This window comes from Comamonas sp. UBA7528, assembly GCF_002479375.1.
Lineage (GTDB): Bacteria > Pseudomonadota > Gammaproteobacteria > Burkholderiales > Burkholderiaceae_C > Comamonas.
In genome coordinates this window covers 227,663-248,393 of record NZ_DLMU01000009.1, presented here as the reverse complement: position 1 = coordinate 248,393, position 20,731 = coordinate 227,663, and the positions used below count along the sequence as shown (strand labels likewise).

21 protein-coding genes are annotated in these 20,731 nt (G+C 65.4%); 16 read left to right on the top strand and 5 right to left on the bottom strand.

Annotated elements, in window-relative coordinates:
- Positions 1 to 308: 308 nt before the first annotated feature.
- Positions 309 to 1,283 (bottom strand): threo-3-hydroxy-L-aspartate ammonia-lyase, encoded by a 975-nt coding sequence (locus B3349_RS12225; protein WP_291588958.1) that lies wholly within the window; start codon positions 1,281 to 1,283, stop codon positions 309 to 311.
- A gap of 210 nt (positions 1,284 to 1,493) precedes the next feature.
- Entirely contained in the window at positions 1,494 to 3,029 is a 1,536-nt protein-coding gene (locus tag B3349_RS12220) for a helicase HerA-like C-terminal domain-containing protein (protein ID WP_291588957.1), read from the bottom strand.
- An 87-nt stretch (positions 3,030 to 3,116) separates the two neighbouring features.
- Here B3349_RS12220 and B3349_RS12215 point away from each other — a divergent pair, with 87 nt between their 5' ends.
- The 6 genes from B3349_RS12215 to B3349_RS12190 all read left to right on the top strand — a co-directional run bounded on the left by B3349_RS12215 (position 3,117) and on the right by B3349_RS12190 (position 9,437).
- Positions 3,117 to 3,836 (top strand): YebC/PmpR family DNA-binding transcriptional regulator, encoded by a 720-nt coding sequence (locus tag B3349_RS12215; protein WP_291588956.1) that lies wholly within the window; start codon positions 3,117 to 3,119, stop codon positions 3,834 to 3,836.
- A complete protein-coding gene (gene purD / locus B3349_RS12210) occupies positions 3,833 to 5,116 on the top strand; it encodes a phosphoribosylamine--glycine ligase (RefSeq protein WP_291588953.1) in 1,284 nt (427 codons plus the stop codon). Before B3349_RS12215 ends, purD begins: the two co-directional genes overlap by 4 nt.
- Before the next feature lie 11 nt (positions 5,117 to 5,127).
- On the top strand, positions 5,128 to 6,066 hold the full coding sequence (gene hemF / locus B3349_RS12205) for an oxygen-dependent coproporphyrinogen oxidase (protein WP_291588951.1): 939 nt from the start codon (positions 5,128 to 5,130) through the stop codon (positions 6,064 to 6,066).
- Positions 6,067 to 6,246: 180 nt separating this feature from the next.
- Entirely contained in the window at positions 6,247 to 6,939 is a 693-nt protein-coding gene (rsfS, locus tag B3349_RS12200; RefSeq protein ID WP_291588949.1) for a ribosome silencing factor, read from the top strand.
- On the top strand, positions 6,936 to 7,403 hold the full coding sequence (gene rlmH / locus B3349_RS12195; protein WP_066532532.1) for a 23S rRNA (pseudouridine(1915)-N(3))-methyltransferase RlmH: 468 nt from the start codon (positions 6,936 to 6,938) through the stop codon (positions 7,401 to 7,403). The genes rsfS and rlmH overlap by 4 nt, the downstream gene beginning before the upstream one ends.
- Positions 7,404 to 7,712: 309 nt before the next feature.
- Positions 7,713 to 9,437, top strand: coding sequence for a methyl-accepting chemotaxis protein (locus B3349_RS12190; RefSeq protein ID WP_291588948.1), 1,725 nt, complete (start codon positions 7,713 to 7,715; stop codon positions 9,435 to 9,437).
- A gap of 127 nt (positions 9,438 to 9,564) precedes the next feature.
- Here B3349_RS12190 and B3349_RS12185 read toward each other — a convergent pair whose 3' ends face one another.
- Positions 9,565 to 10,107 carry a PAS and helix-turn-helix domain-containing protein gene (locus B3349_RS12185; RefSeq protein WP_066532531.1) on the bottom strand — a complete coding sequence of 181 codons (543 nt, stop codon included), beginning with the start codon at positions 10,105 to 10,107 and terminating at the stop codon, positions 9,565 to 9,567.
- A gap of 74 nt (positions 10,108 to 10,181) precedes the next feature.
- Between B3349_RS12185 and B3349_RS12180 the strand changes: the two genes are divergently transcribed.
- The 4 genes from B3349_RS12180 to B3349_RS12165 all read left to right on the top strand — a co-directional run bounded on the left by B3349_RS12180 (position 10,182) and on the right by B3349_RS12165 (position 13,533).
- A complete protein-coding gene (locus B3349_RS12180) occupies positions 10,182 to 10,880 on the top strand; it encodes a CoA transferase subunit A (protein ID WP_192334004.1) in 699 nt (232 codons plus the stop codon).
- Between the two features lie 3 nt (positions 10,881 to 10,883).
- Positions 10,884 to 11,369: a DUF3806 domain-containing protein gene (locus tag B3349_RS12175; RefSeq protein ID WP_291588945.1), complete on the top strand. Its 486-nt coding sequence runs from the start codon at positions 10,884 to 10,886 to the stop codon at positions 11,367 to 11,369.
- Between the two features lie 30 nt (positions 11,370 to 11,399).
- Positions 11,400 to 12,038 (top strand): 3-oxoacid CoA-transferase subunit B, encoded by a 639-nt coding sequence (locus tag B3349_RS12170; protein ID WP_291588942.1) that lies wholly within the window; start codon positions 11,400 to 11,402, stop codon positions 12,036 to 12,038.
- 109 nt (positions 12,039 to 12,147) lie between these two features.
- Complete coding sequence (locus B3349_RS12165) at positions 12,148 to 13,533, top strand: HD-GYP domain-containing protein (protein WP_291588940.1); 1,386 nt, start codon at positions 12,148 to 12,150, stop codon at positions 13,531 to 13,533.
- A gap of 130 nt (positions 13,534 to 13,663) precedes the next feature.
- On the opposite strand, the gene B3349_RS12160 is transcribed toward B3349_RS12165, so the two are convergent.
- A complete protein-coding gene (locus B3349_RS12160) occupies positions 13,664 to 14,395 on the bottom strand; it encodes a Crp/Fnr family transcriptional regulator (protein ID WP_291588938.1) in 732 nt (243 codons plus the stop codon).
- A gap of 453 nt (positions 14,396 to 14,848) precedes the next feature.
- On the opposite strand from B3349_RS12160, the gene B3349_RS12155 reads away from it, so the two are divergent.
- The 4 genes from B3349_RS12155 to B3349_RS12140 are packed head-to-tail and all read left to right on the top strand — an operon-like array spanning position 14,849 to position 17,663.
- Entirely contained in the window at positions 14,849 to 15,682 is an 834-nt protein-coding gene (locus B3349_RS12155; RefSeq protein ID WP_291588935.1) for a transporter substrate-binding domain-containing protein, read from the top strand.
- Between the two features lie 24 nt (positions 15,683 to 15,706).
- Entirely contained in the window at positions 15,707 to 16,369 is a 663-nt protein-coding gene (locus B3349_RS12150; RefSeq protein ID WP_066532510.1) for an amino acid ABC transporter permease, read from the top strand.
- A 3-nt stretch (positions 16,370 to 16,372) separates the two neighbouring features.
- The gene (locus tag B3349_RS12145; protein ID WP_291588933.1) at positions 16,373 to 17,182 is read left to right on the top strand and encodes an amino acid ABC transporter ATP-binding protein; all 810 of its coding nucleotides are present in this window, start codon (positions 16,373 to 16,375) and stop codon (positions 17,180 to 17,182) included.
- A 4-nt stretch (positions 17,183 to 17,186) separates the two neighbouring features.
- Complete coding sequence (locus B3349_RS12140) at positions 17,187 to 17,663, top strand: Lrp/AsnC family transcriptional regulator (protein WP_066532503.1); 477 nt, start codon at positions 17,187 to 17,189, stop codon at positions 17,661 to 17,663.
- Between the two features lie 92 nt (positions 17,664 to 17,755).
- Here the strand turns inward: B3349_RS12140 and B3349_RS12135 are convergent, their stop codons facing one another.
- Positions 17,756 to 18,334, bottom strand: coding sequence for a DUF4189 domain-containing protein (locus B3349_RS12135; protein ID WP_291588929.1), 579 nt, complete (start codon positions 18,332 to 18,334; stop codon positions 17,756 to 17,758).
- 722 nt (positions 18,335 to 19,056) lie between these two features.
- On the opposite strand from B3349_RS12135, the gene B3349_RS12130 reads away from it, so the two are divergent.
- Positions 19,057 to 19,776 carry a DUF969 domain-containing protein gene (locus B3349_RS12130; RefSeq protein WP_066532497.1) on the top strand — a complete coding sequence of 240 codons (720 nt, stop codon included), beginning with the start codon at positions 19,057 to 19,059 and terminating at the stop codon, positions 19,774 to 19,776.
- Positions 19,773 to 20,726, top strand: a complete 954-nt coding sequence (locus tag B3349_RS12125) for a DUF979 domain-containing protein (protein ID WP_291588926.1) — start codon at positions 19,773 to 19,775, stop codon at positions 20,724 to 20,726. The genes B3349_RS12130 and B3349_RS12125 overlap by 4 nt, the downstream gene beginning before the upstream one ends.
- The last annotated feature ends 5 nt before the right edge of the window (positions 20,727 to 20,731 follow it).

Below are 20,731 nucleotides of genomic sequence, written 5' to 3'. Positions count from 1 at the left end.
GTACATGCAATGCGTGCGGTACGCGCCGTCGGCAGGCAGTGTACTGCGGCCTTGCAGGCGGGTGGCGGGCTCGGTTTTTCTGTCCACGGCCCGCGCAAGGCTGCTGGCCGGGGTGTTTGCGCTGGCGCAAGGTGCGTGCCAGTGCGGCTGCCCGGTGGGGGCGTGGTGGACCATCGACGCCCCCCCCCCAAAAAAAAAACAAGCTCCCGAAGGAGCTTGTAGGGTGTTGCGGCTTGCCAGCCAGTGGGCAGCCCCTGCGGGCCGCGCCGGGTGTGCGAGCTGACGAGTACGGTTGCTGGTGCGGGGCTTCAGTCCGCCAGGAAGCGGGCGTAGCGCTTGAGGTCCACGTTGCCGCCGCTGACGATCACGCCCACGCGCTTGCCGCCCAGGGAGATGCCGCCGTTGCAGGCGCCGGCAAAGGCCAGCGCGCCGGTGGGCTCGACCACGATCTTCATGCGTTCGGCAAAGAAGCGCATGGTCTGCATCAGCTGCAGGTCGGAGACGGTGACGATTTCTTCCACCCCCTGCTGGATGATGGGGAAGTTCAGCTTGCCCAGCGCCGGAGCCTGGGCTCCGTCGGCGATGGTGGTCGGGTAGGGAATCTCCACGATCTCGCCCTTGCGCAGCGATTGCTGGCCGTCATTGGCGTTTTCCGGCTCCACGCCGATCACCTGGCAGTTCGGGGCCAGCGCCTGCGCGGTCAGCACGCTGCCGGCCAGCAGACCGCCGCCGCCCAGGCAGACAAACAGGTAGTCCAGGTTGGGTACCTGTTCCAGCAGCTCCTTGGCCACGGTGCCTTGGCCGGCAATCACATCGGCGTGGTCGCTGGGAGGCACCAGGGTCATGCCGCGCTCCAGTGCCAGCTTGCGGCTGATGGCCAGGCGGTCTTCGGTGCGCGGGTTGTAGGTGACCACCTGGGCGCCATACTCGCGCGTGGCGGCCATCTTGCTGGCGGCCGCGTCTTCGGGCATCACGATCAGTGCCGGCATGTCCAGCAGGCGCGCCGACAGGGCGATGGCCTGGGCATGGTTGCCCGCAGAAAAGGTGAGGACGCCGGCCTTGCGCTGCTCCGGCGTGAAGCGTGCCAGCGTGTTGAAGGCGCCGCGGAACTTGAAGGAGCCGGAGCGCTGCAGGTTCTCGCATTTGAAGAAGAACTGCGCCCGGTATTGGCGATCGGCCGTGCCGCAACGCAGCACGGGTGTGGTGTGGGCCACGTTTTTCAGACGCTCGGCAGCGTCTGCCACATCGTCAAACGTCGGCAGGGGCAAGGTGACCACGCTCATGTCGGCCTTTCAGGCTGTATCTGGATGTTGCAGTTACAGAGATGATAGCTGCGAAAGCGCATTCGCCAACGGCTGGCGCGTACAGGGAAACCGCAGGTGCGCTGTGCAGAGGGGGAGTCGAGAATGGGAATGGCCTGTGGTGGCGCGCACGCGGCACACGCCATGCAACAGGCGTGCGCGGGCGGTGGTGCCGCCACGCTGCACGCAGCCTCAGCGGTTCTTGCCGCCGAAGATGCCGCCCAGCACGCCGCGCAGGATCTGGCGGCCCAGCTGGGTGCCCATGGTGCGGGCGGTGGACTTGACCACGGTCTGCACAATTCCGTCCTTCTTGCCGCCGCGCGGGCCGGTGGTGCCGAAGAGCAGGTCGTTGAGCTCGCCCATCATGCCGTTGTCTGCCGGAGCCGTGCCGGTGCCGGCGGCCCCTGTGGCGCCGGCCGCTCCGGGCTTGCCCGGGGCGGCGGGGGCCGATTCGGCGCGGCTGCGCAGCACTTCATAGGCGGATTCGCGGTCCACGGCTTTTTCATAGACGCCGGCCACCAGCGATTGCTGCATCAGCTGCTGGCGCTGGGCGGCGGTGATGGGGCCGATCTGGCTGCCGGGCGGCACCACATAGACGCGCTGGGTGATGGAGGGACGGCCTTTTTCGTCCAGGAAGCTGATCAGGGCCTCGCCCACGGCCAGTTCGGTGATGGCGGCTTCGATGTCCAGGCCCGGGTTGGGGCGCATGGTGGTGGCCGTGGCCTTGACGGCTTTCTGGTCGCGCGGGGTGAAGGCGCGCAGCGCGTGCTGCACGCGGTTGCCCAGCTGGGCCAGCACGCTGTCGGGGATGTCCAGCGGGTTCTGGGTGACAAAGTACACGCCCACGCCCTTGGAGCGGACCAGGCGCACCACCAGCTCGATGCGTTCGAGCAGCACCTTGGGGGCGTCGTTGAACAGCAGGTGGGCCTCGTCGAAGAAGAAGACCAGCTTGGGTTTGTCGGGGTCGCCGATTTCGGGCAGTTGCTCGAACAGCTCGGACAGCATCCACAGCAGGAAGGTGGAGTACAGGCGCGGCGAGTTCATCAGCTTGTCGGCCGCCAGGATGTTGACCACGCCGTGGCCCCGGGCGTCGGTCTGCATCAGGTCTTCGATGTTGAGCATGGGCTCGCCGAAGAACTGGTCGCCGCCTTCGCTCTCGATCTGCAGCAGACCGCGCTGGATGGCGCCCACGCTGGCCGCGCTGATGTTGCCGTATTCGGTGGTGAACTGCTTGGCGTTGTCGCCCACATGCTGGAGCATGGCGCGCAGGTCCTTGAGGTCCAGCAGCAGCATGCCGCTGTCGTCGGCAATCTTGAAGACCAGGTTCAGCACGCCCATCTGCGTGTCGTTCAGGTTCAGCATGCGGCCCAGCAGCAGCGGGCCCATGTCGGACACCGTGGCGCGCACCGGGTGGCCTTGCTGGCCGAACACATCCCATAGGGTGGCGGTGCAGGCCGTGGGCGCGGGCAGGGCGATGCCGCGGTCCTTCAGCGAGGCGGCCAGCTTGTCGCCGATGCTGCCGGTCTGGCTGATGCCGCCCAGATCGCCCTTGATGTCGGCCATGAACACCGGCACGCCGGCGTGGGCAAAGCTTTCGGCCATTTTCTGCAGGGTGACCGTCTTGCCCGTGCCTGTTGCGCCGGTGATCAGGCCGTGGCGGTTGGCCAGGCCGGGGAGGATGTCACAGTGGATATCACCATGCCGGGCAATCAGGAGAGGGGCTGCCATATCTGCCATATGCGGGTTTCCTCGTGGGGTGAGGCATCAAAAGTAAAATCGGATTCGATAGATTAAATCAAGACCAAAGGATTTCCTGTGGCAGGACATAGCAAATGGGCCAACATCCAGCACCGCAAGGGTCGCCAGGATGAGAAACGCGGCAAGATCTGGACGCGCATCATCCGCGAAATCATGGTGGCAGCCCGCCAGGGTGGCGGTGACCTGACGGCCAACCCGCGCCTGCGTCTGGCCGTGGACAAGGCCAAGGCCGCCAATATGCCGGCCGACAACATCAAGCGCAATATCGACAAGGCCACCGGCAATCTGGAAGGTGTGACCTACGAAGAAATCCGTTACGAAGGCTACGGCATTGGCGGCGCGGCCATCATCGTGGACACGATGACCGACAATCGGGTGCGTACTGTGGCGGATGTGCGTCACGCTTTCAGCAAATACGGCGGCAACATGGGCACCGAGGGATCGGTGGCCTTCCAATTCAAGCACTGCGGACAGATCATCTTTGCACCCGGCCTGGACGAGGACAAAGTGATGGACGCGGCGCTGGAGGCCGGTGCCGAAGACGTGATTACCGACGAGGACGGCGCCATCGAGGTGCTGACCGCGCCGAGTGAATTTGAAGCCGTGCGCAACGCTTTGGAGGCTGCGGGATTCAAGCCCGAAGTGGCCGAAGTGACCATGCGCGCAGAAAACACCATCGAGCTGGCTGGCGAAGACGCCGAGCGCATGCAAAAGCTCCTGGACATGATCGAAGACCTGGATGACGTTCAAGACGTCTATCACAACGCAGAACTATGAAAATACTGGTGATTGGCGGCGGTGGCCGTGAGCACGCGCTGGCGTGGAAGTTGGCGCAGTCGCCCAAGGCGAGCAAGGTGTACGTGGCCCCCGGCAACGGCGGCACGGCGCTGAGCAACAAGTTCGAGAACGTACCCATCACCGATGTGGAACAGCTGCGGACCTGGGCCATCGACAACAAGATTGCACTGACGGTGGTGGGCCCCGAAGCCCCGCTGGCCGCCGGTGTCGTGGATGAATTCCGCGCCCACGGCCTGAAGGTGTTCGGCCCCACCAAGGCCGCCGCCCAGCTGGAAAGCTCCAAGGCCTTCTCCAAGGCCTTCATGCGCCGCCATGGCATTCCCACGGCGGATTACGACACCTTCACCGACCCGGTGGCAGCCCACGCCTTTGTGGACCGCCTGGGTGCGCCCATCGTCATCAAGGCCGACGGCCTGGCTGCCGGCAAGGGGGTGGTCGTGGCCATGTCGCTGCAGGAAGCCCACGATGCGGTGGACTTCATGCTGGTGGACAACAAGTACGGCGTGCAGCACAACGATGGCGGCGCGCGCGTGGTGATCGAAGAGTTCCTCGCCGGCGAGGAAGCCTCGTTCATCGTGATGTGCGACGGCAAGAACGTGGTCGCCATGGCCACCAGCCAGGACCACAAGCGCCTGAAGGACGGCGATGAAGGCCCGAACACCGGTGGCATGGGCGCCTATTCGCCCGCACCTGTGGTCACGGCCGATGTGCACGCCCGTGCCATGCGCGAAATCATTCTGCCCACCATCCGCGGCATGGAAAAGGACGGCGTGCCGTTCACCGGTTTCCTGTACGCCGGTCTGATGATCGACGGCAACGGCCACCCCAAGACGCTGGAGTTCAACACCCGCATGGGTGACCCCGAGACCCAGCCCATCCTGATGCGCCTCAAGAGCGATCTGGTGGAGGTCATGCTGGCGGCCGTGGACGGCAAGCTGGACCAGGTGGAACTGGAATGGGACCGCCGCACCGCCCTGGGCGTGGTGATGGCTGCCTACGGCTACCCCGAAGCGCCACGCAAGGGTGACGCCATCAGCGGCCTGCCCGCCGATGCGGACGATGCCATGGTCTTCCACGCCGGTACGGTGCTGGACGCCGACGGCCAGGTGCGCACCAGCGGCGGCCGGGTGCTGTGCGTGACGGTGCTGGCCGACAGCGTCAAGCAGGCCCAGCAGAAGGTCTATGACGTGGCCCGTGGCATCCAGTTCGATGGGGCCCAGTACCGCCGCGACATCGGCTTCCGCGCCATCAAGAACTGAAGGGCGGGTCCATGACGACTGCGAGCATGGCGGCCACGCCCGAGAACGTGCGTGCCTACCTGGAGGACCTGCAGTCCCGCATCACCACCGCCCTGGAAGGGGTGGAGGGTGAGGGCGGGGCCCGCTTTCTGGCCGATGCCTGGCACAAGGGCCCGGAAGAACGCCTGCAGGGCGATGGTGTCACCAGGATTCTGGAAGGTGGCCGCGTGTTCGAGCGCGCGGGTTGCGGCTTTTCCCATGTGAAAGGCCCGCAGCTGCCGCCTTCGGCCACCCAGCACCGTCCGGAGCTGGCCGGTGCGCCGTTCGAGGCCATGGGCGTGTCGCTGGTGTTTCACCCGCGCAACCCCTATGTGCCGACGGTGCACATGAATGTGCGCATGATTGCGGCCGGACATGCCGGCCAGCCCAAGACCTGCTGGTTTGGCGGCGGCATGGACCTGACGCCTGTTTATGGCTTTGAAGAGGATGCGGTGCACTTTCACCGTGCCTGCCATGCGGCGCTGCAGCCTTTTGGCGAGCAGCTCTACCCGCGCTTCAAGACCTGGTGCGACGAGTACTTCTACCTGAAGCACCGCGGCGAGCAGCGCGGCATCGGCGGCATCTTCTTTGATGACTTTGCCGAACTGGGCCAGGACCAGAGCTTTGCCATGCTGCGTGCAGTGGGCGATGCCTTTCTGGGGGCCTACCTGCCCATCGTGGAGCGCCGCCAGGGCATGGCCCATGGCGCGCAGCAGGTGGAGTTTCAGCGCTACCGCCGCGGCCGTTATGTGGAGTTCAACCTGGTCTGGGACCGGGGCACGCATTTCGGCCTGCAGTCGGGCGGGCGCACCGAATCCATCCTGCTGTCCATGCCCTCGCATGCCAGCTGGAGCTACCAGCGCGAAGATGCACCGGGCACGCCTGAGCATGCGCTGGCGCATGAATTCTTGGTCCGTCGGGACTGGATTTGATCTGCCTGCAACGCTGTTATTGCCGGAAAACTATAATTTCGATAGCTGCCAGTCCGTGATGGACTGGTGAATACCTTCAAAAAACCTTTGAGTCCGGATGGTGGGCGTGGCAAGAACCACCCCATGGCATGTACGGCGCTGCCGCGCTATATTGACCGGAACGCAACCACATACTGCCTGATGAGCTCCACCACCCAATCGGAATCCGCTGCCAAGAAGGACGTGACCAAACTCCAGCGTGCCATCGTTGATGGCCTGGAAGACGTCAAGGCGCAAGACATCCAGGTCTTCAATACCGAGCACCTCTCGCCGCTGTTCGAGCGCGTGATCGTGGCCGCCGGTACCTCCAACCGCCAGACCAAGGCCCTGGCCTCCAGCGTGCGCGAATCGGTCAAGAAGGCCGGTTTCCCCGTGCCGCGCCAGGAAGGCGAAGACAACGGCGAATGGATCATTGTGGATTGCGGCCAGGCCGTGGTGCACATCATGCAGCCGGCCATCCGCCAGTACTACCGTCTGGAAGAAATCTGGGGCGACAAGCCCGTGCGCCTGAAGCTGGGCGCGGCCAAGCCGGTCGCACGCTCGGAAGCCGACGCACCGGCCAAGAAGGCCGTGGCCGCCAAGAAGCCCGGCAAGCCCAAGGCCGCCGCCGCTGCCGAGGCCAAGCCCGCAGTGAAGAAGCCTGCCGCCAAGAAGACCGTGGCGGCCAAAAAGCCGGCTGCCGGTGCTGCTGGCGCCAAGCCTGCGGCCAAGAAGCCCGCCGCCAAGAAGGCGGCTGCGCCCATCAAGACCGTGGTGGTCAAGCCCAGCACGCCGCGCACCGCCAAGACCACTGCCAAACCTGCCGCCAAGCGCGCACCCCGCGCCAAGGCATGAAGCTGCTGATCGTGGCCGTAGGCCAGCATGTGCCCGACTGGGCGCAGACGGCCTACGACGATTACGCCAAGCGTTTTCCGCCGGAGCTGAAGGTCGAGCTCAAGGCCGTCAAGACCGAGCCCCGGGGTTCCAAGACGGTGGAGACGCTGTACGCGGCCGAGCGCAAGCGCATCGAGGCCGCGATTCCGCGCGGCACCCGCATCGTGGTGCTGGACGAGCGCGGCACCAACCTGACCACCAAGGCGCTGGCCCAGCGCCTGCAGCACTGGCAGCTGGAGGGCGACGATGTGGCCCTGGTGATTGGCGGCCCGGACGGGCTGGACCCGGCCTTCAAGCAGGGCGCCCACGAGAAGATCCGCCTGTCGGACCTGACCCTGCCGCATGCCATGGTGCGTGTGCTGCTGATCGAGCAGCTCTACCGTGCCTGGTCGGTCAACGCCGGCCACCCTTACCACCGCGAGTAAGCCTGGCCGCCGGCCCAGGCCGCGCCCCATGCGATCCCAGCCCTGTTTCGGTGCGCCGAGCCAGGGCTTTTTGTTTTGCACCGCCGTGGTGCATTAACGCGGATGCGCGGGCCGGTAAATAGGCGTTAGCGCGATCTCGGGTTGGCGCCATGGAGCGCGAAGCGCTTGCTCCCGTACCCTCTAAGCATATGCAGACCATCGACTTGTCGCACATGGCCTGCTTGTTGCTTAATGCTTGTTACTGAATGATGCAAATCGCCGGCGGTCCTACAGGGCCCTGGTGCATGACACGCGAGGGAGAACCAATCCATGCAATGGCTCAACAAGCTTTCCATCCGTGCGCGCCTGTATATGGGCACGCTGTTTTCTCTGGTCATGCTGCTGCTGGTGGGCGGGCTGGGTTATGTGGCGCTGGAGACCACGCACCGCCAGGTGCAGGAGGTGTTCAGCAGCAAGGTGCAGGTGCTCAGCGACATGGAGGAGGTGCGCAACCGCCTGGGTGAGCTGCGCCTGATGGAGAAGAACATCATCATCAGCGCCAACAACACCACCCAGGTGCAGGATCTGCGGGGGCGCTGGAACGTGGGCATGACGGCGCTGCGCGCACGCCTGGAAGAGTTGCAGAAGTCGCCCACCACGCCGTCGGACATGTCGCTGAACCTGGAATCCGGCATCACCTACCTGAACGATTACGCCAAGGCCATGGATGAGGTGTTCGGCAAGGTGGAGGATGCGCTGCTGGACAGCATGGCCGCCGCCGCCTATGCCGAGAACCAGCGCAGCACCATCGAAGGCATGGATTCCGTGCTGACCACCACGGCCGAGAACGCCCGCACCGACATGGAGTTCACCCGCCGGGCGGTGGAAGACGCCGCCAAGCAGATGAGCTTCTGGCTGGGCGGCCTGCTGCTGCTGGCCGTGGCCGTGCTGCTGCCCACCACCTATTTCGGCGTGCGCAACATCACGCGGGCGCTGGCCGATGCCCAGGCGCTGGCCCAGCGCATTGCCGAGGGCGACCTGACCCAGGACGTGCAGGTGCGCCAGCGTGACGAGCTGGGCAAGCTGATGCTGTCCATGGACCGCATGCAGCAGTCGCTGCGTGCTCTGGTGCAGCAGGTGCAGGAATCTTCCGGCCAGGTGTCGGTGGCCAGTGGCGAGATCGCCGGGGGCAATGCCAACCTGAGCGAGCGTACCGAGCAGACCGCCAGCCATCTGGAGCAGACCGCACGGGCCATGGAAAACCTGGGCCTGGAGGTGCGCCACAGCGCCCAGGCCAGCGCCCATGCCCGCGACCAGGCCAACAGCGCGGCCAGTGTGGCCGCGCAGGGCGGGCAGGCCGTGGACAGCGTGGTGCAGACCATGGCGGAAATCACGGCCAGCGCCCGCCGCATTGGCGATATCACCGGCACCATCGATGCGATTGCCTTCCAGACCAATATCCTGGCGCTGAACGCCGCCGTGGAAGCGGCACGTGCCGGTGAGCAGGGCCGGGGCTTTGCCGTGGTGGCGGGCGAGGTGCGGGTGCTGGCCCAGCGCAGCGCCGAGGCGGCCAAGCAGATCAAGCAGCTGACCGGCGAATCGGTGCGCTGCGCCGACAGCGGCAGCGCCCAGGTGGAGCGTGCCGGCCAGACCATGCAGGCCATTGTCTCCAGCGTGGAGCGCGTGGCCACGACGATTGCCGAAGTGTCCCAGGCCTGCGAGGTGCAGGACCGCCAGATCGGCGAAGTGTTCACCTCCGTGGCCGAGCTGGAGCAGATGACCCAGCAGAACGCGGCACTGGTGGAGGAGTCTGCCGCCGCCTCGTCGGCCCTGCGCGAACAGGCGCTGGCGCTGGACGGTGCGGTGCGCCGCTTTGCCATGCCCGGTGGCAGCCAGTTGTCCGCAGCGTCCGTGGATGCCGTGGCATGGGGCGGGGTGGCAGCGCCGCGCCAGGCCCCCGTGCTGGCGCCGGTGGGCATGGCGGCGCTGGACGCAGCACCTGCCGGTGCACCCGCACGCGGCCCTGCCCGCATAGCGGCGCCGGCCGAGGTCTGACGCAACCCTTCGGGAAGTTGTGCCGTGCGGGCGGTACGGGGCAGGCAGGGAGGGGCTGACGCCGCCTCTGCACCTGCACCGCAGGAGGCCTGCCGTTCGCGCCACTGCGGACGCAGGCCCGAAGCGCTCAGCCTGCGACCAGCTTGTGCACCAGGTCGGCGGCGGTGGAGGCGCCGTATTTGCGCATCAGCCGGGCGCGGTAGATTTCCACGGTGCGGTGGCTGATGGCCAGGGCCTTGCCGATTTCCTTGGAGGTCAGTCCTTCCAGCAGGCGCGCTGCGACTTCGCGTTCGCGGCCGGTCAGCTCGGCTTTCACCGGGCGCTGGGCGGACAGGTCCTCAAAGCTCCAGATGCCGGAGGCATGGGGGTCGTCCCGGTCCAGCGCGCGGCCGCTGACATGGCACCAGAAGGTCTCGCCGCTGGCGCGCTTCATGATGCGGTTGTCGGAATAGTGGCCCTTGGCGTTCAGGATGGGCGCCATGCGGGCGCCCAGGCGTTCGTATTCGTCGGCGCTGGGATAGAGAATCTGGAAAGACTGCCCGATCATCAGCTCGCGCGAGATGGCGAACATCTCGCAGACCTGGTGGTTACAGTCCACCATGGTGCGGTTGCGTGAGATCACCAACCCGACGGGGGCCATCTCGAACGCCAGCTTGTAATCCATCTCCATGGTGCAACTCTTTACGAAAAACTACCTAACTAAGTACGTAGTATCGTAATGCATCGCACAACAAGGAGACATGCATGAAAAAGCTCTACCCTTCCGCAGCCGCTGCGCTGCAGGGTGTGGTGGCCGATGGGCAACTGCTCGCCGTGGGGGGCTTTGGCCTTTGCGGCATTCCCGAAGCGCTGATTGACGCGCTGCGGGACAGCGGTGTCACAGGGCTGACCATTGCGTCCAACAATGCCGGCGTGGACGGTTTTGGCCTGGGCAAGCTGCTGGAAACCCGCCAGATCAAGAAGATGATCGCCAGCTATGTGGGCGAGAACAAGGAGTTCGAGCGCCAGTACCTGGCCGGCGAGCTGGAGCTGGAGTTCACCCCCCAGGGAACGCTGGCCGAGAAGATGCGTGCCGGCGGTGCCGGCATTCCGGCCTTCTTCACCAAGACCGGTGTGGGCACGCAAGTGGCCGAAGGCAAGGAGCTGCGCGAGTTCGACGGTGACACTTATGTGATGGAGCGTGCCATCGTGGCCGATGTGTCGCTGGTCAAGGCCTGGCGCGCGGATAAGAGCGGCAATCTGCAGTTCCGCCTGACGGCCCGCAACTTCAACCCGGCGGCGGCCACCTGCGGCAAGGTCTGCATCGTGGAAGTGGAGGAGCTGGTGGAAGTGGGCGACATTGCCCCGGACGACATCCATCTGCCCGGCATCTATGTGAACCGGATCGTGCACAACGCCCATCCGGAAAAACGCATCGAAAAGCGCACCGTGCGCGAGGCCTGAGCCATGGGGGATCTGTCGCATTCGCACGATGCGCCCGAGGCGGTGGCCGCAGCCAGTGTGCCGGTGTTTCGCGCCCTGGCAGCGCACGAGCAGGATCAGCTGGACCGCGAACGCCTGCTGGTGTGCCAGGTCGCAGCCCGTGAGCTGGGGCTGAACGACTGGAGCATGGACCGCTCGGGCCTGGTGCAGCTGCAGGCGCTGCTGGACCGGGGCCTGGTGCAGCCGGACAACCTGCTGCTGGCCCGCGGGCTGGGCGTGGTGCTGGGGGATGCGCTGACCTGCGAGCTGGACGATATGGACTGGCACATGGTGAGCGACGACTGGGGAGTCGACCCCGTGGTGCGCTTTCGCGAATCCAGCATCCAGGTCGGGGCGCGCGACATGGTCCTCAAACGGCTTGAAGACGGTCAGACGGTCGATCTGGTGCAGCTGCTCGACGGTGTGGTTTCCCACCTGCAGCCCATGATCGACTCCGGCGACTACCAATAACGTCAATCACGATTTATTCAGGAGGCTCTTATGCCTTGGACCCAAGACCAGATGGCTGCACGTGCGGCCCAGGAACTCGAAGACGGCTTCTACGTCAACCTCGGTATCGGCATTCCCACCCTGGTGGCCAACCACACGGGCGACAAGGAGGTGTGGCTGCAATCGGAGAACGGCATGCTGGGCATCGGCCCCTTTCCGACGGAAGAGCAGGTCGACGCCGACCTGATCAACGCCGGCAAGCAGACCGTGACCACGATCCCCGGCTCGGCCATCTTTGGCTCGGACCAGTCGTTTGCCATGATCCGCGGCGGCAAGATCAATCTGTCCATCCTGGGGGCCATGCAGGTCTCCGAGCAGGGCGATCTGGCCAACTGGATGATTCCCGGCAAGATGGTCAAGGGCATGGGCGGCGCCATGGACCTGGTGGCCGGCGTCAAGCGCGTGATCGTGCTGATGGAGCATGTGGCCAAGAAAAAGGACGGCACCACCGACCTGAAGATCCTGCCCCGCTGCAGCCTGCCGCTGACCGGCGTGGGCGTGGTGGACCGCATCATCACCGACCTGGGCGTGATGGACGTGACGCCCGAGGGCCTGAAGCTGGTGGAGCTGGCGCCGGGCGTGACGCTGGAGGAGATCCAGTCCAAGACCGGGGTGACGCTGCTGGCGTGATGCGGCGCGCCACCCGCCCGTAATGCATCCGTAGTGCGTCCGTAACGCCGTGAAAGCCTGCCGTGTGCAGGCTTTCGTATGATGGGCGTACAGAACTGTACTGGTCCGCATGAGCCTCCCATCGCATCCTTTACCCCCACTGGAGGTCGACAGCCTCCAGGGCACTGCGCATTTCCTGCGTGCCATCCAGGCCCTGGGCCAGCAGCAAAACCTGGTGCTGCGCGATGCCATCTACACCGCCAACGGGGTGCGCCTGGCCGACAAGGGCGTGCGCATCGACGCGGCGCTGTACGACAAGCTGGTGAACGAACGCCTGCGCCATCCCATTGACGATCTGCTGGAGATCCGCGACCGGGTGGATGTGCCCACGCTGGAGGCCGAGGCGATGACGCTGTGCGAATCCGCCGCCTTGCCCCGGCTGCTGATGCAGGCCCTGGGGCCGCGCCAGCAGTGGCGCCTGCTGGCGCCGCTGGCCGACATGGCCTGGCCGGCGCAGGCCTGCTTCAAGCTGACGGTGATGCGCAGCCAGCGGCCGCAGCTGTACGAACACAGTCTGTGCATGATGCTGGTGGCCGTGTTCCTGGGCGTTCGCGAGAGCCTGGATGACGCCCAGCTGGCCCAACTGGCTGCCGCCGCCTTGCTGCACGACGTGGGCATGCTGTTCATGGAGCCCAGCTGGGCCAACCCGCAGCACAAGCTGACCCCCGAGGAACGGCGCCAGCTGGCCGTGCATTCCATCACCGCCATGCTGGTGGTGCGTTCCACCGCCGCCTATCCTGCGGCCGTGGAACTGGCGGTGCTGGAGCACCACGAGCGCATGGACGGCAGCGGCTACCCGCGCAACATCACGGGCGAGCAGATTTCGCCGCTGGGCCGCATCCTGATGGTGGCCGAAGTGGTGGCGGCCTTCTTTGAGAAATATGCCAGCGACCGGCCGGCGGTGCGCCTGTCGCTGATGCTGCGCCTGAACCGCGAGCGCTTCGATACCCGCCTCATCGAGCATGTGCACCTGGTGCTGCAGCCGGCGCTGGAGCGGGAGCCGCGCATGGCGGCGGAGGGCGAGATGCTGCCTCTGGCGGCCGACGTGCGCCACAGTCTGGTGATGCTGACCATGCTGATCGACCACTGGAAGCGCCGCAGTGCCCAGTTGCCCGAGAAATGGCAGCTGCTGCCCAGCGGGCGGGCGGGGCTGTTTCTGGATGTGCGCATGGCCGGCCTGGAGGCGGCGCTGGCCGAGGCGGGATCGCTGCCCAAGCAGCAGATGGCCGTGCTGCACCTGATGAAGCGCGACGCCACCATGCTGAGCGAGCAGGCCGTCATCAACCGCGAGGCGCTGTGGCAGCTGGAGACCTTCATCCACACCTGTCTGCGGCGCTGGCCCAAGGTGGCGCAGCAGGGCGATGCGGTGGCCCAGGCGGTGATGGACTGGATCAACCAGGCCCAGTCCGTGCTGGCTGGCAAGCGCCCGGGTGGCCGGCCGGCGTTCTTCGGCTGACGCGGTGCTGCACAGGCCGGTGCAAGGCCGGCGTGCAGTGGGTGAAAGGGGTGGAGGCTGGGGAGGGCGTGGGGCGCAGGATGGCGCCGCGCCGCTCTGCACCGCACACCGGCTGATGGCGTGCCGGTCTTCAGCAGCCTTCGTTGACGATGGCTTGCAGCGCCTCGCTGTCGCGCACCACCAGGCCCGAGGGTTCCACGCGGATGCAGTCTTCGCGTTCCATGCGCTTGAGTTCCTGGTTCACGCGCTGGCGCGAGGCGCCCAGCAGCTGGGCCAGCTCTTCCTGCACCAGCTGCAGGCCGATGCGGATTTCCTGCGGATCGTCATGGGTGCGCATGCCGTAGCTGCGCGTCAGGTGCATCAGCTGCTTGGCCAGGCGCGCGCGCAGCGGCAGGGTGTTGAGGTCTTCCACCAGGCCGTAGATCTGGCGGATGCGCTGGGCCTGCAGGCGCAGCAGTGCATCGTAGAACTCGATGTGGTTGGACAGGATGGTGCGAAAGCTCTCCTTGCTCACACACACCAGCGTGGTGTCGCCGTGGGCATGGGCGTCGCGGGTGCGGGGCTCGTCCAGGAAGGTGGACATGGCTCCGAACCAGGCACCCGGCTCCAGGTAGGTGAGGGTGGTCTGGCGGCCCGCCAGGCTGGTGGAACTCATGCGCACCGCGCCCTTGGCGCAGGCAAACCAGTCGTGCGGGGCATCGCCGCGGGCGTAGATCTGCGCGCCGTCCTTGAAGCGCTTGACGGTGGCCAGACGCAGGATGTCATGGCGCAGCGATGGGGAGAGTGTGGAAAACCACCGACCGGCGTTGATGGCCTCGCGCTCGGTGACGCTCAGGATGGGTTCGTTATGGCTGGGTTGCATGGCGCCTTGTCTCGCTTTTTGGCGTTCATTGTAGGCCGCCGGGCTTTTGTCGGGACCGGAGTTGCATACGCAATTGCCGCAGTGCTTTGACGTACTTACGGTTTGAATCCGGCTTTGCTCAATTATCTGATGCTATGGTTTTTGATGTCTTCGGGTTTCAGTGTGGCGGCCCTGCAGATTGAAGAAATGCGCGGATATTTCAGCAGTTTGGGGAAAATAAAAGCAGTGAAATGACGATGTGACGACATTTGTTGGCCGGATTGTCACTTTTTATACTTGTGGTGACAAAGCCGCGACCTACACTGCGCAGCGTGCTGCTTGGCACCCACCGGTGGGACTGCGCGCATCCGGGGCCCTGGCCCGGGGTGTGCCGCCCTGGCGGTGGTGCTGCACCCACCTCTCCCCCCTCTACGATTGTTTTGACGCGCGGCCTGGCCGTGCAAGGCATTTCCCATGACCGTCTCCCGCACTCTTTTCCGCTCGCTGGCAGTGGCTGGCAGCCTGTTGCTCACCCAGGCCGCCATGGCCCAGGACGAAACCACGCTGCAGCGCGTGGAGCGCACCAAGGTGCTGCGCATCGGCGTGATCTCGGGCGCGACGCCGTACTTCCACAAGGATCTGGTGCGCAATGAATGGCAGGGCTTCGGCCCCGACTTCGCCGAAGGCCTGGCCACCAAGCTGGGTGCCAAGGTAGAGCGCGTGGAAACCACCTGGGGCAATGCCGTGATGGACCTGCAGGCCAACAAGATCGACGTGATGTTCGGCATGGGCCCCACGCCGGCGCGCCGCGAGATGATCGACTTCTCCGACGTGCTGTTCAACAACACGCTGACCGTGGTCTGCAAGAAGGGCTACCCGGAAGTGAAGACCTGGGAACAGCTGAACGATCCCAAGGTGAAGATCGTGGTGGACGTGGGCTCCAACCAGGATCAGTTCGCTACCAAGACCCTGCCCAAGGCCAGCATCTCCCGCCTGGAAAGCTCGGGCGCGGCCACCATGGCCATCCAGACCGGCCGTGCCGACTGCCAGGTACTGATGGTGCTGCTGGCCCAGCCGCTGCTGGCCAAGCGCCCCGACATGGGCAAGATGTTCGTGCCCGAGCCGGTCAGCACGTCCACCGTGCACATTGGTCTGCGCAAGAGCGCCAACAAGGACCTGGAAAACAAGGTGAATGCCTGGATCAAGGAAACCCGTGCCACCGGTGACGTGCAGAAGGTCATCGTGCACAACATGGAGAAGCTGGCCGGCGTGAAGCCCGAGAGCTTCCCCAAGCAGGTGAAGTTCTAAGCGGGCAGGGCTGAGGGTAGGTCAATGTACGAATGGGACTTTGCCTCGCTGTGGCAGTACCGCAGCCTGCTGATCGCCGGCATCGGCTACACGCTGCTGTTCACCGCGATCTGTGTGGCGGCGGGCCTGGCCATCGGCGTGCTCGCCGGGCTGGGACGGCTGTCGCGCCATGTGTGGATCAGCGCGCCGCTGCGCGCCTATGTGGAAGTGTTCCGCTGCACGCCGGTACTGGTGCAGCTGGTGTGGTTCTACTATGCACTGCCGGTGCTGACCGGCATCGAGATGTCGGCCACCATGGCGGCGGCGCTGTGCCTGTCGCTGTATGGCGGTGCCTTCTATGCGGAAATCATCCGCGGGGGCGTGATCGCCACCGACATCGGCCAGACCGAGGCCGGCCAGGCCATCGGCATGACGCGCGGGCAGGTGATGCGCCGCGTGGTGCTGCCCCAGGCCTTCAAGCGCATGGTGCCGCCGCTGGTGAGCCAGTCCATCATGCAGCTGAAGAACACCTCGCTGCTGTCGGTGCTGGCGGTGCCCGATCTGCTGTACCAGGGCCAGGTGATTGCGCACGACACCTACCGCCCGCTGGAGGTCTACACCCTGATCGCCGTGGCGTACTTTGTGATCCTGCTGCCGGCCACGCTGTGGGCCAAGCGCCTGGAACAACACCATTCCAAGGGGGGCTGAGCCATGTCCACTTCCGATATTGCGATCAGCATCCGGGGGCTGCGCAAGTCCTTCGGCACGCTGAATGTGCTCAAGAACATCTCGCTGGATGTGCCGCGCGGCAGCGTGGTGGCGCTGATCGGGCCTTCGGGCTCGGGCAAGTCCACCTTGCTGCGCTGTATCAACCTGCTGACCGTGCCCGATGGCGGCGAGATCCGCGTGGGCGGACAGGCGCTGCAGTTCACCGGTGGCGCCGACTGCCTGCCGGGTGACAAGGTGCTGGCGGGCTTTCGCGCCCGCACCGGCATGGTGTTCCAGCACTTCAACCTGTTCCCGCACATGACGGTGCTGCAGAACGTCATGGAAGGCCCGGTCACGGTGCTGAAGAAGCCCAAGGCCGAAGCCGAAGCCACGGCCCGCAAGCTGTTGGCCAAGGTGGGCCTAGCCGAGCGCTGCGACATGCTGCCCGAGAAGATGTCCGGCGGCCAGAAGCAGCGCGTGGCGATTGCCCGCGCGCTGGCCATGGAGCCCAGCGTGATGCTGTTCGACGAGGCGACTTCCGCGCTGGACCCCGAGCTGGTGGCCGAGGTGCTGGGCGTGATCCAGTCGCTGGCCAAAGAGGGGATGACCATGGTGCTGGTCACGCACGAAATCGCCTTTGCCCGCGAAGTGGCGGACCAGGTGGTCTTCATGCGCGACGGCGTGGTGGTGGAGTGCGGCGCGCCGGCGCAGGTCATCGACAACCCGCAGCAGGAGGCCACCCGCGCTTTCCTGGGCAAGATGGTGGGCAGCCACGCCGCCCCGCATTGCAGCGCCTGTGGTGCTACGCTCTGAGCCTATGGACTACCGACTCGACGAAACCGACCGCCAGCTGCTGCGCCTGCTGCAGACCAATGCGCGTGCTTCGACCGCCCATCTGGCACGCCAGATGGACCTGGCCCGCACCACGGTGGTGGCGCGCATCGCGCGGCTGGAGCAGGAAGGCATCATCGCCGGTTATGGCGTGCGCCTGGGCCCGCGCATGGAGCAGGCCTCGGTGCGAGCCTACTGCGGCATCCGGGTGCAGCCCAAGACCGCGACGTCGGTGATGCAGGCGCTCAACCGCCTGACCGAGGTGGAAGAGGTCTCCGCCGTCAGCGGGCAGTACGACTACATGGTGTTCCTGCGCTGCGAAAGCAACGAGAAGCTGGACGCGCTGCTGGACCGCATCGGCATGATCGACGGTATCCAGCAGACCTATACCTCGGTGGTGCTGAACCGCAAGATCGACCGGCGCACCACCTCGCCGCTGCAGGCGCCGGTGGTAATGGAGTGAGGCGCGGCGCCGGAGCGCTTTGCAGGCCCCAGGCCGCCACCGCATGAAAAAAGCACCTCCCAGGGAGGTGCTTTTTGTTTGGGCGCCTTTGTTCAGTCCGCGTCCGTCTGCACGGCGTAGATTTCGCGCGGTGTGCCGGTGCCGGGCAGCTCGCCCCGGATGGCGCCCCAGCGGCTGAGGGTGCAGCGCAGGCCGTCGCGCTGCTCGCACTGCTGCTGGGCCTGGGTGATGGCCTGTTCCTGGCTGGTGAGCCCGTGGCGCAGGTACAGGCCGACCATGTCTTCGCCCTGGTGCACCGTGAACAGGGCGTACAGGCCTGGAGCCTCCACGGTGGCGGCGATTTCACAGGCCGGCTCGCCGCAGCCTGCCAGCGCTTCCCGTTCGGCTTCGGTACGGCTGCGGTAGCTGATGCTGCTGGCCAGCATTTCCGAATCGGTGGCCACGGCCACGGCGGCGGTGTAGCGGATGGCGCAGCGGGCGTGTGCCTGCGCGCAGACGGCCAGGGCGGCTGCTTCGGCGTCGGCCTGCGTGGCGCCGGTGCCCCAGCCGCCCACCTGTTTGGGCGCGTACAGGGCCACCGCCGTGGAATCCGCCCAGGCAGCCGCGCTGCCCATGCCCAGTGCCATGCCCACCAGGCAGTGGCCCATCCACTTCACGTTGTTTCTCCTCATGCGTAAAAGCATAGCGAAAAAACAAGGCGGCAAGCCTGTTGCGTCAGGTCAGGGTGGTGGCATGCCCTGCGGCGGTGCAGGGGGCATTGAGCGCCGCAGGCAGTGGGCGCTGTGGTGCCGCAGCGCGAAGCCATGGCACGGACTGCGCATTGGATGCAGGAGCGCCAGGTCGGCGTACATGCGCTGGAGCCTGGCGTTCCCGTCCTGCAACTGCCGAAGTGGTGCCCGGTGCGAGCGTGTCCCGCCCGAGGACCGGCAGTTCCACTTGGAGCGCGTCGGCTTGCCCACGCGGTGCTTGCTGCGCGTTTCACCCAGCATCGCACGCATGGCACCCATCCGCTCCCACCCACACCCATTTCGCCTTTCTGGAGGGTGCTGACTGGCTGCGCTCGCTGTATCTGGATGGCTGCATGCAGAGACGGCCTTGGCTGGGGCGTTCTCTGCTTGCGAGTGGAAAGGGCGTTCCAAAGACAAGAACAACGCCGCAACGTGTGACAAAAATGAGGGTTTCTACTATGTATTTATGTGGCTGTTCTGCAAAAAAATCACGTCTGTCCTATCAATATCAATTGATTGTTCAACAATAGAATGGATATCACCCTCTGATGCAGAGGGCGAAGCCTTTCAAAGAGCTGGGCGGGATTCCGAGAGGACTCCCGCCTTTGGCGTAGTACCTATAGCCCACCGCGCAGCTGGTATGGGCGTGATTCCCCGGAGGCTTGATGCCTGTAGATCTCAACCTGTGGCCGCTGATTGGCGTGCTCATCATCATTGCGGGCTTTGCGCTGCGCTTTAACCCCATGCTGGTGGTCATCGTGACCGCCATAGGCACCGCATTTGCGGCGGGCTTCCCGCTGGACAAGGTACTGGCCGCCATTGGGGCCGGCTTCATCAAGACGCGCAATCTGCCGCTGATCATCCTGCTGCCACTGGCCGTGATCGGCCTGCTGGAGCGCCATGGCCTGCGCCAGCATGCGCAGAACTGGATCAGCTCCATCAAGTCGGCGACAGCTGGCCGCCTGCTGATCGTCTATCTGGCTGCGCGTCAGCTGACCGCTGCCATCGGCTTGACCAGCCTGGGCGGTCATCCCCAGATGGTGCGCCCGCTGCTGGCGCCCATGGCCGAAGGCGCGACGGAAAACCGCTACGGCAAGCTGTCTGGCAAGGTCCGCGAAAAACTGCGGGCCATGTCGGCTGCCACGGACAACGTGGGCCTGTTCTTTGGTGAAGACATCTTCGTGGCCTTCGGTGCGATCGTGCTGATGACGACGTTCCTGAAGGAGGCTGGCATCGAGGTGGAGCCGATTCACGTTGCGCTGTGGGGCATTCCCACCGCCACGGCTGCATTTGCTATCCATGCCTTCCGCCTGCACCGCCTGGACAAGCAACTAGCGCGTGACATTGCTGCAGAAAAGAAAGTTGCCCAGGGAGAGTCGGCATGACCATCACCATCCAATACCTGTACTACCTTGTCGGCCTGGTGCTGGCGGTGACGGCCATGATGACGCTGCGCGACAGCAGCAACCCGCGCCGTTTCTCGGCTGGCCTGTTCTGGGCGCTGTATGCGCTGGTGTTCCTCATCGGTGATCTGCTGCCTCCCGCCTGGGTGGGGGCGGTCGCGGTCGTCATGGCCCTGATCGCAGGTTTCGGCGGCGTGATGGGCGGCAAGCACCAGCCGCGTACCGATGCGCAATACCTGGCAAGCGCCCAGCGCCTGGGCAACAAGCTGTTCGTGCCGGCGCTGGCCATTCCGCTGATCACCATGGTGGGTACCTTGTCGGCCAAGCATCTGGTCTTCGGCGGTGTTCCCTTGATCGACCCCAAGAACAGCACCTTGGTCAGCCTGGGCATTGGCTGCGTGATTGCGCTGGTGCTGGCCTGCAAGATGACACGCGAGACGCCCGCGCAGGGCCTGCGCGAGTCGCATCGCCTGATCGACGCCCTGGGCTGGGCCCTGGTGTTGCCGCAGATGCTGGGCATGCTGGGCCTGGTGTTCTCGGACGCCGGCGTGGGCAAGGCGGTGGCTTATGTGACCACCACCTACATCAATATGGATGTGCGTTTTGTGGCCGTGGCCGTGTATGTGATCGGCATGGCGCTGTTCACCGTGATCATGGGCAATGGCTTTGCGGCCTTTCCGGTGATGACGGGCGGTGTGGGCGTGCCGGTGCTGGTGGGCGTCTACCACGGCGACCCGGCCGTGATGGCGGCGGTGGGCATGTTGTCGGGCTACTGCGGCACCTTGCTGACGCCCATGGCGGCCAACTTCAACCTGGTGCCCGCAGCACTGCTGGAAATTGACAAGAATGCCGTCATACGCGCGCAGGTTCCGACGGCCATCACGCTGCTGATCGTGAATGTGTTCCTGCTCAATTTCCTGATGTTCCGATAAGAAGA